21 protein-coding genes and 1 tRNA gene are annotated in these 14,812 nt (G+C 70.1%); 9 read left to right on the plus strand and 13 right to left on the minus strand.

Annotated elements, in window-relative coordinates; all coding sequences use genetic code 11:
- From I6A60_RS31000 to I6A60_RS31015, 4 genes are all read left to right on the plus strand, one after another.
- On the plus strand, positions 1–370 hold a 370-nt coding region (locus I6A60_RS31000), incomplete at its 5' end, for a PP2C family protein-serine/threonine phosphatase (RefSeq protein ID WP_203024675.1).
- Between the two features lie 40 nt (positions 371–410).
- On the plus strand, positions 411–986 hold the full coding sequence (locus I6A60_RS31005) for a YdeI family protein (RefSeq protein WP_203024676.1): 576 nt from the start codon (positions 411–413) through the stop codon (positions 984–986).
- A 243-nt stretch (positions 987–1,229) separates the two neighbouring features.
- A complete protein-coding gene (locus I6A60_RS31010; protein ID WP_203024677.1) occupies positions 1,230–1,967 on the plus strand; it encodes a CAP domain-containing protein in 738 nt (245 codons plus the stop codon).
- Between the two features lie 221 nt (positions 1,968–2,188).
- Complete coding sequence (locus I6A60_RS31015) at positions 2,189–3,370, plus strand: cytochrome P450 (RefSeq protein WP_203024678.1); 1,182 nt, start codon at positions 2,189–2,191, stop codon at positions 3,368–3,370.
- A gap of 110 nt (positions 3,371–3,480) precedes the next feature.
- On the opposite strand, the gene I6A60_RS31020 is transcribed toward I6A60_RS31015, so the two are convergent.
- The 6 genes from I6A60_RS31020 to I6A60_RS31045 form a co-directional block, all read right to left on the minus strand.
- Positions 3,481–3,984 carry an SRPBCC domain-containing protein gene (locus I6A60_RS31020; protein WP_203024679.1) on the minus strand — a complete coding sequence of 168 codons (504 nt, stop codon included), beginning with the start codon at positions 3,982–3,984 and terminating at the stop codon, positions 3,481–3,483.
- Positions 3,981–4,430, minus strand: a complete 450-nt coding sequence (locus I6A60_RS31025; protein WP_203024680.1) for a helix-turn-helix transcriptional regulator — start codon at positions 4,428–4,430, stop codon at positions 3,981–3,983. The genes I6A60_RS31020 and I6A60_RS31025 overlap by 4 nt, the downstream gene beginning before the upstream one ends.
- A complete protein-coding gene (locus I6A60_RS31030) occupies positions 4,427–4,891 on the minus strand; it encodes a VOC family protein (protein ID WP_238436625.1) in 465 nt (154 codons plus the stop codon). Before I6A60_RS31030 ends, I6A60_RS31025 begins: the two co-directional genes overlap by 4 nt.
- A gap of 67 nt (positions 4,892–4,958) precedes the next feature.
- The gene (locus I6A60_RS31035; RefSeq protein WP_203024682.1) at positions 4,959–5,840 is read right to left on the minus strand and encodes a hypothetical protein; all 882 of its coding nucleotides are present in this window, start codon (positions 5,838–5,840) and stop codon (positions 4,959–4,961) included.
- 384 nt (positions 5,841–6,224) lie between these two features.
- Positions 6,225–6,770: a DUF3558 domain-containing protein gene (locus I6A60_RS31040; RefSeq protein ID WP_307873950.1), complete on the minus strand. Its 546-nt coding sequence runs from the start codon at positions 6,768–6,770 to the stop codon at positions 6,225–6,227.
- A gap of 296 nt (positions 6,771–7,066) precedes the next feature.
- Positions 7,067–7,924, minus strand: a complete 858-nt coding sequence (locus tag I6A60_RS31045) for an SDR family NAD(P)-dependent oxidoreductase (protein WP_203024684.1) — start codon at positions 7,922–7,924, stop codon at positions 7,067–7,069.
- 257 nt (positions 7,925–8,181) lie between these two features.
- Between I6A60_RS31045 and I6A60_RS31050 the strand changes: the two genes are divergently transcribed.
- From I6A60_RS31050 to I6A60_RS31065, 4 genes are all read left to right on the plus strand, one after another.
- On the plus strand, positions 8,182–8,835 hold the full coding sequence (locus I6A60_RS31050) for a TetR/AcrR family transcriptional regulator (RefSeq protein ID WP_374113515.1): 654 nt from the start codon (positions 8,182–8,184) through the stop codon (positions 8,833–8,835).
- A 154-nt stretch (positions 8,836–8,989) separates the two neighbouring features.
- Entirely contained in the window at positions 8,990–9,991 is a 1,002-nt protein-coding gene (locus I6A60_RS31055) for a glycosyltransferase family 4 protein (protein WP_203024686.1), read from the plus strand.
- A gap of 327 nt (positions 9,992–10,318) precedes the next feature.
- Positions 10,319–10,606: a hypothetical protein gene (locus I6A60_RS31060; RefSeq protein ID WP_203024687.1), complete on the plus strand. Its 288-nt coding sequence runs from the start codon at positions 10,319–10,321 to the stop codon at positions 10,604–10,606.
- On the plus strand, positions 10,603–10,959 hold the full coding sequence (locus I6A60_RS31065) for a hypothetical protein (RefSeq protein WP_203024688.1): 357 nt from the start codon (positions 10,603–10,605) through the stop codon (positions 10,957–10,959). The genes I6A60_RS31060 and I6A60_RS31065 overlap by 4 nt, the downstream gene beginning before the upstream one ends.
- 87 nt (positions 10,960–11,046) lie before the next feature.
- On the opposite strand, the gene I6A60_RS31070 is transcribed toward I6A60_RS31065, so the two are convergent.
- The 6 genes from I6A60_RS31070 to I6A60_RS31095 form a co-directional block, all read right to left on the minus strand.
- Positions 11,047–11,256 carry a hypothetical protein gene (locus I6A60_RS31070; protein WP_203024689.1) on the minus strand — a complete coding sequence of 70 codons (210 nt, stop codon included), beginning with the start codon at positions 11,254–11,256 and terminating at the stop codon, positions 11,047–11,049.
- A 27-nt stretch (positions 11,257–11,283) separates the two neighbouring features.
- Positions 11,284–11,565: a type II toxin-antitoxin system RelE/ParE family toxin gene (locus I6A60_RS31075; protein ID WP_203024690.1), complete on the minus strand. Its 282-nt coding sequence runs from the start codon at positions 11,563–11,565 to the stop codon at positions 11,284–11,286.
- Positions 11,562–11,843 (minus strand): type II toxin-antitoxin system Phd/YefM family antitoxin, encoded by a 282-nt coding sequence (locus I6A60_RS31080; RefSeq protein ID WP_203024691.1) that lies wholly within the window; start codon positions 11,841–11,843, stop codon positions 11,562–11,564. Before I6A60_RS31080 ends, I6A60_RS31075 begins: the two co-directional genes overlap by 4 nt.
- Before the next feature lie 193 nt (positions 11,844–12,036).
- A tRNA-Val gene (locus I6A60_RS31085) sits at positions 12,037–12,108 on the minus strand.
- A 58-nt stretch (positions 12,109–12,166) separates the two neighbouring features.
- Entirely contained in the window at positions 12,167–12,610 is a 444-nt protein-coding gene (locus tag I6A60_RS31090; protein ID WP_203024692.1) for a hypothetical protein, read from the minus strand.
- 254 nt (positions 12,611–12,864) lie between these two features.
- Complete coding sequence (locus I6A60_RS31095; protein WP_203024693.1) at positions 12,865–13,323, minus strand: peroxiredoxin; 459 nt, start codon at positions 13,321–13,323, stop codon at positions 12,865–12,867.
- Between the two features lie 467 nt (positions 13,324–13,790).
- Here I6A60_RS31095 and I6A60_RS31100 point away from each other — a divergent pair, with 467 nt between their 5' ends.
- Positions 13,791–14,177 carry a DUF4234 domain-containing protein gene (locus I6A60_RS31100; RefSeq protein ID WP_203024694.1) on the plus strand — a complete coding sequence of 129 codons (387 nt, stop codon included), beginning with the start codon at positions 13,791–13,793 and terminating at the stop codon, positions 14,175–14,177.
- 154 nt (positions 14,178–14,331) lie between these two features.
- Here I6A60_RS31100 and I6A60_RS31105 read toward each other — a convergent pair whose 3' ends face one another.
- On the minus strand, positions 14,332–14,769 hold the full coding sequence (locus tag I6A60_RS31105) for a DUF3052 domain-containing protein (protein ID WP_203024695.1): 438 nt from the start codon (positions 14,767–14,769) through the stop codon (positions 14,332–14,334).
- Positions 14,770–14,812 lie beyond the last annotated feature (43 nt).

Below are 14,812 nucleotides of genomic sequence, written 5' to 3' on the forward strand. Positions count from 1 at the left end.
CTCACTCACAATGCGCCTCGCCGGCCACCCACCACCCGCAATGATCCACCCACACCTCGCCGCACTCCCGGACACCGTCACCAGCCCGGCGCTCGGAGTGCTCGACGACCTGTCCAGTGAGGCAGTCACCGTCCCGCTCCCGGCTGGCTGGGAGCTGCTGCTGGCCACCGACGGCCTGCTCGAAGGCCGGGACGGCTCGGCTGGCGAACGCCTCGGCTGGGAGGGCGTGCTCGCCGAGATCGCCACGATCGACCCGCCACCCGGCGACGACGACCTGCCCGACGTGCTCATCGACCGGGTCGAGCGACGTAACGGCGGCCCACTGACCGACGACGTCGCGCTGCTACTGCTGCGCGGGCCGACGACCTGACCGGGTCGGGCGCTGGTCGCGGCCGTGATTCACTGCTGGCATGGCCGCGGATCTGGAGACCGTCGCGTTCGAGTCGACCGAGGCGTTCGAGGTGTGGCTCGGCGAGCGGCACGCGACCTCTCCGGGCATCTGGCTGAAGCTTCGGAAGAAGAGCCCCGGCGTCAGCGCCCTGAACTACGCACAGGCCGTCGAGGTGGCGCTCTGTTTCGGTTGGATCGACGGGCAGAAGGACAAGCTCGACGACGAGTGGTGGCTGCAGCGGTTCACCCCACGCAAGCAGGGCAGCAGATGGTCGAAGATCAACTGCGCGAGGGTCGCCACGTTGATCGAGCAGGGACGGATGCGACCGTCCGGGCTTGCCGAGGTCGAGCGCGCCAGAAGCGACGGCCGGTGGGAAGCCGCCTACGACAGCGCCAGCACGGCGCGGGTTCCCGACGACCTCGCCGCGGCCCTCGCGGCCAGCCCGCCGGCCGCGGCCTTCTTCGAGACGCTGGACCGCCAGAACCGGTACGCGATCCTGTACCGGATCCAGGACGTCAAGAAGGCCGAGACCCGGGCGCGCCGGGTCGAGAAGTACGTGGCCATGCTCGCGCAGGGCCAGAAGATCTACCCCTGAGTCGGGCGCGCGGCGCCGCCGGCGCTAGCCCGTCAGCCGCCGAGCGCTACCCGACCCCTGCGGCTGGAGTCCAACGCGCCGCTGGTCCACAAACCGCTCGACCAGTTCAAGGGGCCAACCTCCCGCTGGCTGCGCGGCGAGTAGCCGCGCCGACGCCGGGACTCATTGGCGCCCCGATCGGCGCAACCTGCCCGGTTTGGTACGCTTCCGACCGTTCCTAGGGGGGGCAACCGAGGAGTCGTCATGCCTCTTGCCCGTAGGACCGTCACCGGCGCGCTGGCCGCGCTCGGTCTGGCCGCCGTCCTCGTGACGGTTCTGGCCTCCTGCAAGCCCATTCTCGCCTCGTCGCCGCCCGGCGGCGGTGAGGTCCCGGAGCCGACCGCGACGGTTGCCAGCTCGTCGCCGACCGCCCCGACATCGTTGACCTTCTCGCTGTCGGCGGACCCGGTCCCGCCGTCGGCGTCGCCCACGACCGTCGCCGCGCCACCATCCACGCCGGCCCAACCAGCGGCCCAACCGCCCGTCCGGCCGGCACCGCCCGCGACAACACGTCCGCCCGTAACAACACGTCCGCCCGTCACGATGGCCCCGCCCGCCGCCTCGAAGGCCGATGAGGTCGTCCGGCTCACCAACGTCGAACGGGCGAAGGCCGGCTGCGGCCCCCTCACGGTCGACGCGCGCCTGGCCGCCTCGGCGCAGGCCCACACCGCGGACATGGCACAGAACAACTACTTCAGCCACACCAGCCTGGACGGCCGGACCATGGTCGACCGCATCCGGGCGACCGGGTTCCCGTTGACCGCCGTCGGGGAGAACATCGCCGCGGGTGGGACGACCGCCGCCCAGACCATGGACATGTGGATGAACAGCCCGGGCCACCGGGCGAACATCCTCAACTGCTCCTACACCCGGATCGGCGTCGGCTACGCCGAAGGCGGCTCCTACCGCTACTACTGGACGCAGGACTTCGGCCGCCTCTGACACCGGGCCGGGCCACCAGTCATCGCCCCGGTCGTACCTCGATCGGGTCGAGGTACGACCGCGGCGCGGCGCCGGCCCCGCGGCCCGGCGGATCGGCCCGGACGTGCTGGGTCCAGGTGGCGACGGTCTAGCCCGCCAAACGGGCAACCTTGCAATCCTTAAGACGATGGGGCAAGGTGCTGGATTGTCCCCGCGATCCCGTAGCAGGCGGAGGTCCCGACATGGCCAGCGCGCGACTGGACATCAACTTCTTCGATCGTGCCGCGATCGACAATCCGTACCCGCTCTTCGAGCAGGTGCGCGCCGCCGGGCCGGTGGTGTGGAACGACATCCTGGGCGGCTGGATGGTCACCGGCTTCGAGGACTGCCTGACGGTCCTGAATGACAACGGCGACCAGTTCGCCGTCGTGAACGGCGACCCGGAGATGCTGCCCTGGTTCGAGGCACCGACCATGATCTCGGTGGACGGCGCGACGCACCGCCGATTACGGGCCTGCGTCTCCCCGCTGTTCACCCGGGGCGCGGTCCAGCGCTGGCAGTCCCGGGTCGACGCCGTCGTCGAGCACCTGTTGGCGCCGGTCGCCGCGGGCAGCGACACCTACGACCTCATCGCCGACTTCACCATGGTGCCGACCATCATCGTCGCCGAGATGCTCGGCGTTCCGGAGGAACGCCACGGCGACTTCCAGGACTGGTCGAACACCATCGTGTCCAACCTGGCCTACGGCCACGAGGACGCCTCCGCCCGCGAACTGCTGCGCAAGGCGTCGTCCGAGCTGAACGCGTACCTGCGCACGGAAATCGAGCGGCATCGCCGGGACCGGCCCGATGACCTGCTCACGACCATGATCGACGCCTCGGACCAGGGGGCGATGGACGGCGACGAGGTGCGCGCCGCGGCCGTCCTGCTCCTGATCGCGGGCTATGACACGACGGCCAAGCTGCTGTCGAACGCGCTCGTGGCCTTCGAGGCGAACCCGGACCAGCGCGCGCTGGTCGCCGCCGATCCCGACCTGATGCCGGCCGCCATCGAGGAGATCCTGCGCTGGCGGAGCACGGTGCAGGCGATCCCCCGCCGGGCCGCCCAGGACACGGAGCTCGCCGGTACCCGGCTCGGCGCCGGCGACGTCGTCTACGCGGTGACCGCGGCCGCCAACCGTGACCCCGCGCGGTGGACCGACCCGGACCGTTTCGACGTCCGCCGTGAGCGCCGGACCCACTTCGGGTTCGGCTACGGGCCCCATCTGTGCCTGGGCGCGCCGCTCGCGCGACTGGAGGCCAGGGTCGCCCTTCAGGGCCTGCTGCGCCTGGCGCCCGAGTTCCGCCTCCGCGACCTGGAGTTCGGCCCGTCGTTCTTCGTACGTGGACCAGAGCGCGGGCTGCTGCAGCCGGTCGGCCGCTGATCGCACGGCGGCGACGCACCCGGCCGGCGTTTCCGGCGGCCGGGTAGCGGTCCGCCGCGCGCTGTGGGGCGGGCGCCCCGTTTCGGTGGTGTCGCCGGCGATCGCACGGGTCAGGGACTCTCGCCGGCGACAGCACCGAGCGTTTGCAGCAACGCCTGCCACCACTGCGCGAAGCGCTGCTGGAAGGTCGCGAGCGGAAAACCGTGCCGGGCGGCATGCTCGGGCGGAATCCGGTCCCAGCCGAAGTGCTCGACGGTGACGCGGGTCTGGGTCACCCCACCGGCGGGGCCGTCGCGGATCTCGTCGAACCGCACGTGCAGCTCGGTCTCCTGCTCGGCGGAGAAGCTGGCATGCCGCCAGCTGACCACCAGCCGGTGGGGCGGGTCCCAGCTGCGGATGTGGCCGATGACGAACACGCTGCCGTCGGGATAGGTCTCGATGAGCCGGCCGGCGGGGCCGGGCTCGAACGCGAGGGTTCCGGTCCGGCCCGGGGTGAACTGGAACAGGCCGTTGGGCTGCCACCACTGGCCGATCTGCGCCGTGAAGGCGTCGAATGCCCGCGCGGCGGTGACCGGCACCCGCAACGCCACCAGAACGCGCGACCCCTCCGTCACCGCGCCCGCCCCTCAGGCAGGTCACGGCCGGCAGGCAGGTCACGGCCGGCCGGCAGGTCACGGCCGGCCGGCAGGTCACGGTCGGCAGGCAGGTCGGCCTCGGCGCGCAGGTCGCGTTCAAGGTGCGCGGCGAATGCCGTGAGCTGACCCGCCCAGGCCTGCTCCGCGGTGTCGATCCAGCGGCGCAGCTCGGTCATCGGGGCCGAGCGAAGCGTGTAGATCCGGACCCGGGCGTCGAACTCAGGATGCGTCTCGGCGACCAGACCGCACTGGCGCAGTACCCGCAGATGCTTGCTCATCGTCGACGGTGTGGTGTCGAGCGCCGCCGCGAGCTCGCCGGCCCGCCGTGGCCCCGCCGCGAGCAGCTCGACGGCCCGGCGCCGGACCGGGTCGGCCAGCGCGGACAGCGTCCCGTCGAGACCGCCGGCGGCCGCGGGCTCGCTCACTGCCAGTCAGTCGCCATGATCGGCTGCCCGAGGGCGGCCTCGGCCTCGGCACGGGTGACGTCGCGGACGTGGGCCGAGAACGTCCAGCGATGTCCCTCGAGGTCGACGGCCCGGTAGACCCGGTCGCCGTAGAACTGGTCCGTCGGCTCGGCCGCGATCTCCGCGCCGGCCGCCCGGGCCCGCTCGCAGTGCTCGTCGAGCCCGCCCGACAGCATCACGTGCACCACCTGGCTGTTCGACCCGCCGCGGTCGGCCGGGCTGCGGATCCACTCGGCCCACTCGGCACCGACCATGATCCGCCCCGAGCCGGCGCGGCTCATCTCGTAGTGGCACATCTCGGGCGCCTCGGGCGGACCGTCGATGGCCATCGTGACCTCGAACCCGAACACCCGCTCCAGCCAGGCAAGAGCCGCCTTCGGGTCCCGATAGTGCACGCTGGATGTGAACACCTGTTCGTCCATGACTCGATAGTTTCTGATTCTGGAAACCATGTCAAGGATCCGCTAGTAACAGGCCTGCCGGTCCGGGCTACGGGGTGAAGATCTCGGCGATCGAGGTCAGCGCGCCCGACTCGACGGTGATGAAGCACTTCAGGCGCCCATCCGGGCCAAGCTGCGCCCGCTTCCCTGCCAGTTCGGTCAGGGTGCCCGGCACGTCTCCCCCGCTCGGGTCATCGAGGCTGACCCCAGCGGTGGGACCGTTGTCGTCCACATACCGCACCTTCGCGGACGGGGCGACGGAGAGAGTGCGCAGTACGACGTTCTTGTCGCGAACGTAGTAGTCATTGCACTGTTCGGCGGGCCATGGCCCCGGGTTGCCGTCCTCGGTGCAGGCCTGCTGGGCGGCGGTACCGGTGAACCATTCGACGACATCGAAGGTCACGGTCGCGTGCACCGGGTCGATGGCGGTGACATAGGCGGCGTAGTCACCGCTCAACGTGGTCGCGGCCGGGCCATCGCCACCATCGGTCGGCGCGACGGCCGTCAACGCCGTAGCTGCCGGGCTCGCAGTACCACCAGCCGGCGCGGCGGCAGTCGGGCTGGCGCCGGCGGTCGGGCTGCCCCCGCCACCAGCCGGCGCGGCGGCCGGCGTACCAACCCCATCACCAGCCGGCGCGGCGGGCAGCGGGACGGTCATGGCCTTCAGCCCGCGCAACGCCAGGTCGACCCGGTCGCTCGCCAGCCGCACCGGACGGGCCTCGACCGGTGCGGCCGCAACGTTCGCGGGGTGGCCCGCCGGAGGCGCCCCCGCGGCCCTGGCGGCGTTCCCCGCGGAACTCACGGGTGCCCAGGTCAACGCACAACAGGCGGCCGCCGCCACGAACGCCACCCGCACCGAAACCGCGGCCGCTGTCCCGCGGCCACCGAGCCCGAACCGTCCGGCCGGGCGCGCGATGTTTCGTTCCCGCATCGCGTCTCCCACGCACCACGTCAAGGTGACCGGCCGACACCGATCACAACCCAACCGTAGTCGCCCCCGTCCGCAGTGCCCAGGGAATAACGACTCCTGGCCACCCATACTCGCCAGCGATGACCGAAGGGGCTCAGGCGGGTTGCCCCCCGCGTCGAAATGGGCTCGCCGTATAGCGAGCCTGTAGGCAGGATGCCGCCGTGGAAACCAAATTTCTCCCAGCGGTGCGGCTGGCCGGGCTGTTCTATCGAGAGGCCGTTGCGCCGTTGCTGAGGGAGTGTTTTCCGAGGTTGACGCACAGCGCGGCGCTCATCGGTGCCGGTTCCGAGGTACTGGGATTCGACACCGCCCGCTCGATGGATCACGACTGGGGGCGCCGGACGGTCAGAGGCGGCTGGCCACTGTGCGCGCCAGGTTCTCGAGGGGTCCGCGGTTCTCGGCCGGGTCGTTGCTCCGGGTCAGGTCGATCGACACCCAGACGTCGTGCTTGTTCACGAAGACCGCGTAGTCCTCGACATAGGCCTCGTCGCCGATGCCGGGCAACGGCTGCAGCTGGTGGCCGATGCCGCGCTCGGCGGCGAGATAGCTCTTGGCGGTCTCGCCGGCGAAGACCTCGACCTGGGCGGTCGGCCCGCTGGTCGGCGCCGTGTAGGTGCACGCTTCTGGCTGCGACACGGCGTTGTTGAGCGATGTGCCGGCGAGCTGCTCGGCTTCCTGCCGGGACACGAGCGCGCAGGGATCGGTGGCCTGATGGGCGGAGGCCGGCGTCGCGCTGGCCGTGGTCCCGCCGGACGACGAGCCGTTCTGGCCGCCCGCTGTCGATGAGGTGGCGGCCACCGACGAGGGCGCCGGCGACGACGAGTCCCCGTTCGAGCTGCCGCAGCCAGTCAGGCCGAGCGCCACAACGACCGCGACCGCGGGCGATGCCACCCGGGCGGCAACGCGAGCCCGAATCACCACACGACGATCCATCCGAGTCCCCCACGTCTCGACGCCCACCGCCGGAAACCTCTACACCCGGGTGGGACCGGGTCAGACTACGCCCAGCCTGACCAGGCGTTATGGCCCTGTCCAGAACAGGACCACGATCCACCCGCAGGGGTGGTGGGGGGGGGGGGGGGGGGGGGGGGGGGGGGGCCCCCCGCCCCCCCCGGGGGGGGGGGGGGCCGCGTTGGCGGGCAAAGGCGCCCGCGCGACCTCCGAGAGTGCGCCGTCGACCCGTTCGGTCAGGCGGTCACGGGCCGCTCGTCCAGGTCGAGCCCGAACTCCTTCAGCTCACGTTCGGCCCAGAACAGCCGGCCGGTGTACTCCATGGGATCGGCGCACGCGGCGAAGTACGCCAGCATGCGGGCGGGGACCTCCATCGGCACGGCCACGGTGTCGTCGAGGCCGGCGTCCCTGACCCGGATGGCGACGAGCTCGGTGGCGACGAGGCCCGGGTGCAGGCCGATCACGGCGATGTTCTTGCGCGACAGTTCGGGCGCGAGGACATTGCCGAGCCGGTCGAGCGCCCGCTTGCTGGAGTAATAGCCCGGCACGGCAAGACTGAACTCGCCGATGCTCTCGAGCTTGGGAAGCTCCTCCGGCTGGCGGAACACCTCACCACTGCCCGTGCTGAGATTCAGGATCCGACCGCCGCCACGGCTCTCCATGATCGGGGTCACCAACTGCATGAGCGTGAAGGGCGCGTGCAGGTTGACGTCGAACTGGTACAGCCAGTCCTCGCGCGTCAGCTCCAGGAATCGCTTGGACCAGATGTCGCCGGTGGTGGCCGCCGCGTTGTTGACGAGAACGTCGACACCACCGAACCGGTCGACGGCGGCGTCGACGAGGTGTTTGAGATCTGCCTCGCTGGCCAGATCGGTCTGCACGGCGATCGCGCTGCCGCCCAGGTGCTCGATCTCCGTCAGCGTCTCGTTCAGGGTGCCGGGAAGGCTTCTGTCGGGCTCGACCGTGCGCGCGGCCAGGACCACGTTCGCGCCCCGGCGGGCGAACGACTGGGCGGCCTGCCGCCCGACCCCCCGACTGGCCCCCGTGATGATCACAACCTTGCCGGTCAGGTCCAGCTCAGCCTGTCGCTGCATGTGATGCGACCTCCGCCTCCATTTGACCAGTGTTCAAATGGGAACGTAACACAGCCTGGCCCTCAGGCACCCACGCCGAAGCGGCCGACCGGGGCAGGGACGGCCTCCGGCCGGCCAGGCCCGCGCAGACCCAGCGGCGGGTCGCCCGAGGTGGGCCGCGAGCCGGCCCGGGGGGCCGCGAGCTGGCCCGCCGACCCGGGGAGGCGCGGGCCCCAAGATCGAGGTTGCGCCGGCCGCCGCTGCGTATGATTTCCGCGATGGAACCCGGCCGAACGCGCACCCCGCCGCGCCAGCGGGCGACGCTCGTCAACACGCGGTCGCGGGAGACTCGGCAGGCCCTCACCCGCGCCGCCCTTCGCCTTTGGAGCGAGGGTGACTTCGACGACGCGTACCAGGCGAGTACCGCGGCCGATATCGCGCAGGCCGCCGGGGTCAGCAAGGGAACGTTCTATTTTCATTTCGCCAACAAAGAGGCGATCCTCCTCGAGATGAGCTCGGCGACCATCCAGGCGATGATCGACCAGGTCGAGGCGGGTGCCACGCGAGGTCTCCCGCTGCGCGCGTTGAGCGAGCAGGTCATGGCCTCTATGGCGAGCCGTATCGTCCGGGCTCCCAGGGCGGCCGCTTTGCGGGCGGGCGGCCTTGGCTTCGCCGTGCGGGGCGATGAGGGGAACCTGGCGAGTCCTCGGCTGAGCGTCGCCTTTGACGCGCTCCTTCGCTACGGCAAAGAGCGCGGCGACCTGAACGCCGAACTCGACGTCGAAGAGGGCGCCGCCATGATGACAGCCGTGACGATGGAAGCGATCATCCGCTGGGGAGCGGGAGATTACTCCGCCTCATGGCTGAGCCACACACTGCGCGACCGCGTGGAAGTCATCCTGCACGGCATCAGCCACAAGGGCGACGCATAGTCCGACGGCCCTCGACGGTCCGCGTCTCAAGGGACCTCGGCGGGGACGGACACCGCCGGCTGGCGAGCGGTCGATGTCGAACGGCGGGTCGGCTGCCCCCTCCCCGGTGCAGGCCGCCGACTATGATGATCGACATGGCGACGCGGATCACGGAATGAAGGTCGCCATGCTGGCGCCGGTGGCGTGGCGTACTCCGCCCCGCCACTACGGCCCGTGGGAACAGATCGCCAGCCACCTCGCGGAGGGCCTGGTAGCGCGCGGCATTGATGTCACCCTCTTCGCGACGCTGGACTCACACACGGCCGGCGAGCTGGACGGCGTATGCCCGCATGGATACGCCGAGGACCCCGCACTTGACGGCCGAGTATGGGAGGCGTTGCACGTCGCCCACGCGCTGACCCGCTCCGGCGAGTTCGACATCGTGCACAATCATCTTGACTGGCTGCCGTTGGCGTTCGCGGCACATGTCCGGGCGCCGATGGTCACGACGGTCCATGGATTCTCGGACCCCCGAATCGTTCCCGCCTACGCTCGGGCTGCCTCCGCGTACGTTTCCATTTCCGACGCCGACCGCAGCCCGGACCTGGACTATGCCGCGACGGTGTACCACGGCGTCGACCTGGCCGCCCTTCCGTTCTCGGCGGCCGGCGGAGAGGATCTGGTCGTCCTCGGCCGGATTCATCCCGACAAGGGCACCGCGGCGGCCATCGAGATCGCCCGCCTGGCCGGTCGGCGGCTGCTGATCTGCGGAATCGTCCAGGACGAGCGTTACTTCGCCGAGCAGGTGCTGCCCCACGTCGATGGGGACGCGGTGAGCTATCTCGGGCCGGTGGGGCCGTCCCAGCGAGCCGAGGTACTCGGTTCCGCCGCGGCGCTGCTCCATCCGATCGCGTTCGACGAACCGTTCGGCCTGGCGGTTGTCGAGGCGATGGCCTGCGGCACGCCGGTCGTCACCTACCCTCGCGGGGCCATGCCGGAGGTTGTGGACGAGGGAGTGACCGGGTTCCTGACGGGCGGTCCGGCGGCTGCCGTCGCCGCGGTCGAGCGGGCCGCCGGCCTCGACCGCGCCGCGTGTCGGGCCACCGCGAGCCGACGGTTCTCGACGGCTCGCATGGTCGCTGACTATCTCGCCGTCTACGAGCGCATCCTCGACTGATCAGCCGCCCGCTGAGAAGGCGAGCGCATGCTTCACAAAGACCCAAGCGGCCGATTTGAGGAGACCATCGGATTCTCCTACATTCTCGCCACGAAGCCGTTGGCCGCAGTGGCCCACTGACCGGCGAGCCGGGGACAGAAGGTGATGGTGGATTCGCTGGCGCACGTGTTGTGGATCGGTGGGCCACCCGGCTCTGGCAAGACCACCGTCGCCCGGCGGCTGACCAGGCGTCACGGTCTGCGGTGGTATCACTCCGATGTCCATAGCTGGGAGCATCGTGAACGGGCCGCCCAGGCCGGGGTGCCGGCAGCACTCCGATGGGAATCGATGACCCGACAAGAGCGCCGTGCCCTACCGGTCGAGGACCTGCTGCCGATGGCGCTGCAACACGAGCGCGGCCCGATGACCCTCGACGACCTGCGGGCACTGCCCAGCAGCCCGCTGATCGTGGCCGAAGGCACCCAGATCACCCCCAGGATGCTGCCGCCAGGAGCCCTCGCGGTTTTCTTGATCCCCTCACCGCGGGTCGAGCGCGCGCGTCTCGACCACCGCCGTCATCCACACCGGGGGCGCGACCTCCACCTGCGACTGGGAGAGCTGATCACCAGGAGGTGAACGCAGCGGACGTCCCCCAAATCAACGTCGATGACCTAAGCATCGAGCAGACCGTCACGGAGGTGGAGAAGCTGTTCGCCGACACGCTGGCCGCCGGCCCCACAGCGAGCACCACCGCCGAACGCCGTGCGCTGCTGCGCCAAACCAACCGCGCCGATGTCGAGCGCTACCACGCCCTGCATACCCGGCCGTGGAGTGCTGGCGACCTCAAGACCACGATCCGCGCCTTCGCCTGCGAGTGCGCCCACCCCGACTGCCACACCTCAGTGGAACTCACCGTCCCCGACTTCCCAGGGCCACCCGACGGCACCTCACCACTCGTCCTGGTCCCAGGACACACACCCGCGACCTGAACCAGAACCTCTCCGGCGCGGCAAGAGCCCGCCTCGCTCCGAAATGACGAGGTAAGTCCGAACAAGATCTTCAGAGGGTGTTCGGACCTACTCCTCAACCGGCAGGTCACGACATAGGCGCCTTCGAGGTTCGGCCAGACAGCACACTTGCCCGATGTACGGGGCCGGGCGTGCGTCCAGGTAGTGCCGGACCCGAATCCGCATCGACGGATGGATGTTCAGTCCCTCAAGCTCGGCGGCCGAGAAGAAGCCGGCGTCCTTGGCTTCGCCGCCGTCGGAGCAGGCGCCCGTCCTCATCCCACCCGTCGGTACGCTCTCTACTGCTCAGCGGTGGTAGACATCGCGCCGGTGATCAATGTCGACGACGGTCACCGTCATAGCCTTGTCATCGATCCGGTAGATGATCCGGTAGGTCCCGCGTCGCGCGCTGAATCGGTCATCCATGGGCGGCAAGAGTCTTTTTCCAATCCGGTACGGCGATTCCAGGAGCGGCCCGCTGATGAACTCGTACGCCGCAGCTGCCACAGCCTGAGGAAGACGCTCGGCGAGGGCTCGGCGGACGGTAGGCGTAGTCCGCAAGGTGTAGGGAGCGGCCGGATCGATCACGCTCGGCCGAGCCTTCGGCGCATGTCCTCGGCCAAGTCCTCGGCCGTGACCACCTCACCGCGGGCCAGCTCGGCGTCCGACTCGGCCAGGCGGCGCATCGTCTCCGGGTCCCGCAGGATCGCGAGCGTCTCCTCCAGCTGTTCCAGATCCTCAACGGCCACCAGCACCGCCGACGGATGCCCATGGACCGTGACCGTCACTCGCTCGTGATGGTCATGTACCCGTCCCACCAACTCAGACAGATGGGACTTCACCTCGCCCAACGGCAACGTCGTCATAGTCAAAAGTATGACCAAAACTGGGGACCCTGTCGACCGGACACTGGCGCACCTGTGGATCACCAACGACCGGGGCGCCGACCATGGTCGCGAACCTGCGGCAGGTAGTCCGGCACATAGATTGCTCTCGTGAGCCGCACGCTCAGCGCAGAGGCCAGATAGGGGCCGAAAACCCCTGCAGCGTAAGGGAAAGTGGGCGTGGCAGGGATCGAACCTGCGACCACTCGCTTGTAAGGCGAGCGCTCTCCCGCTGAGCTACACGCCCGGGAGTTCCGCAAGAGTACGCAACCGGGCGTACCCGGCGCTGCGACTGACCTGTGATCTTACCGGTCGGCGAGGTCGTCCGGGGACGGGGCCGCGTTCGTGGCCCGGCCGAACATCCGGTCAAGCGCCGCTCCGACGTCGACGGCCAAGGCGGCGTTCACGGCCTTGGCCGGATCGGCCAGGCCAGGTTCGCGCGCCGGCGCCGGGATCTGGGGCGCGCCCGGCGGGACGGCTCGGTCCGTCGCCACTAGTCCGGTCGAAAGGGCCGGGCGAGATGCCGGATCGGTCCGGCTACCGCAGTCCCGGCAGACGACCAGGCCGAGGGCTTTCGACAGGTGGGCCGACCCGCAGCCGGCGCACCGGTTGAGCGGACGTCGCCAGTCAGGGTCGCGCTGGCAGTCGGGGCAGACGAGTACCTGCTCGCCGCCGACGACCCCCCTGGCCCACGGGCTGGTGCCGCGGACCGGGTCGGTCTGCCGCGTGTCGCAGCGATAGCACGGCATGCTGACCCGCCCGCCCGTCCCACCACTTGATCAATCTTCGAGGTCCACGGCTCGCTCGATAGCCATCGTGACAGCGGCGGGCCGGCAGCGGAAGTACGCCGCCGAGCGCGGCGGCCGCTGAGACCGGCCCGTCGACAAGATTGCCGTTTCGGCCCTCTGGCGGCTGCGGAACAGCCTCGATTACGACCATCCGAGGGCCGAAACGGCGATCATGCGGGCTACCGCCCTACGGGCCGAGTGCCCCGTGGCGGGTCCTAAAGGGCGGCGAGCGCCTTGAGGTACTCGGCCTGGTCGCGGGCGTCGGGGATCGCGTTGACGACCTTCCAGCGCACGACGCCCTCCTTGTCGATGACGAAGGTGCCGCGCACGGCGAGGCCCTTCACCTCGTCGAAGATGCCGTAGGACTTCGCGACCTCGCCATGCGGCCAGAAGTCGGCCAGCAGCGGGAACTCATAGCCCTGCTCGGTCGCCCACACCTTGTGCGCGAAGGCCGAGTCGACGGAGACGGCGAGCACCTGGACGTCGTCGTTCTGGAACGAGGCCAGGTCGTCCCGGACGGAGCACAGCTCGCCCTGGCAGACGCCCGTGAAGGTCAGCGGGTAGAAGATCAGGACAACGTTGCGCTTCCCCTTGAACTGCGAGAGGGTGACGACCTCGTTGTTCTGGTCCTTGAGCGAGAAGTCGGGGGCGGCGGCGCCTACCTCGACGGTCACGTGATCATCCTCCGGTCATGGCCTGGTTGGCGTGGGGCCAGCTGTGGACCTGATGGCGCGGGGCGGGGTTCATGCCCGTTGCCGATCGCCCAGGCGAGGGCCCGCGCCGGCCTCGGCCAGTCACGGGCTCCTGCGCTCGATGCGCGTTCCCAGCCAAGCATGCCACCGCGAAGTGACCGACCAGCGCCTCGGGACGGCGGCCACGGGTCCGCGCGCCGGGCCCTGCCTCTGGCGACCTTCGCGCCGCTGACGACGTTCCGGATAACGTCGCGCGAACGTCGCGGGCGATCGGCGCGGCCCGCTGTCCAAATCCGGCCAGTTGACCCCATCGGCGCTACTCTGAGCGCGGTGCGGGCGCGAGCCGGGCCGCGTGGGAGGGCAGAGATCCAGTGACAAACCCGGGTGCAACCACGCAATGGGGTGGCCCTCAGCCGCCGGCTCCGGACTCGGCGACGTCCGGTTGGGGCGTGCTGGGCAAGCGCCGCAACCCGTTCGCCGCCTGGCTCGGTCTCCCGCTGATCACGTTCGGGATCTACGGCCTGGTCTGGGTCTACAAGACCAACCGCGAGCTGAGCCAGTACGACCGCCGGATCACGGTCAACCCGGTGATGTCGGTGTTGGCGTGCACGCTCGGCGTCGTTCTGATCGTTCCGCCGTTCGTCGCGGCCTGGCGGCTGGGCACGCGCACGGCCCAGGCGCAGCGGGCGGCAGGGGTACCCGAGTTGAGCGCCGGGGTGGCCTTCCTGCTGTTCCTGGTGGGCTTCGGTCCGCTGTATCTGCAGTCGGAGATCAACAAGATCTGGGCGCGCTACCCCGTCGCCGTCGAAGGCCAGCAGGTGCCGCTCGCGCCCTGAGCCGCGCGTCACAGTCCGACGGCCACCAACGGGCCACCGACCACCATCGAGCCCCTGTGGCGCACCGCGTTCGGCATAGCCCGTTCGGGCGGCACCTCAGCCCCGTGGGCACGTCTGCCTGCCAACGCAGCCATGCCCACGGGACGGTGCCGGCTCAGCGGTGACGGACCCGCTGGGTCTTGGGGGCGGCCAGTCGCATGCCTGCCCATTCCTGGGCGACGCTGAGCGTGCTCGTCTGGACCAGCCCAGCGGTCGGTACCGCGTCCAGGATGTCGCTCGGCTCGACGTGACCTCGGCGGCCGGACTTGGGGGTCAGCAACCAGATGACCCCCTGGTCGGAGAGCTGGCGCCGGGCATCGATGAGCGCGTTGGCGAGATCACCGTCTTCGTCGCGCCACCACAGCAACACGATGTCGACGACGTCGTCGGAGTCCTCCGGCACGAGCTCCGTTCCGCTGGCTGCGGTGATCGCCTCCAGCAGGTCTCCTGCGATGTCGTCGTCCTCGTTGATCGACTGCACCATGGTTCCGGCGACGACGCCAAGACGCTCAGCACGGCGCTGACCCTCGGCGTTCGCCGCGGTCGGACTCACCCTCCGTTACCTCCTGCTCGTATTCCTGACGGGCGAGCGTAGA

The sequence above is a fragment of the Frankia sp. AgB1.9 genome (genome assembly GCF_016786355.1).
GTDB lineage: Bacteria > Actinomycetota > Actinomycetes > Frankiales > Frankiaceae > Pseudofrankia.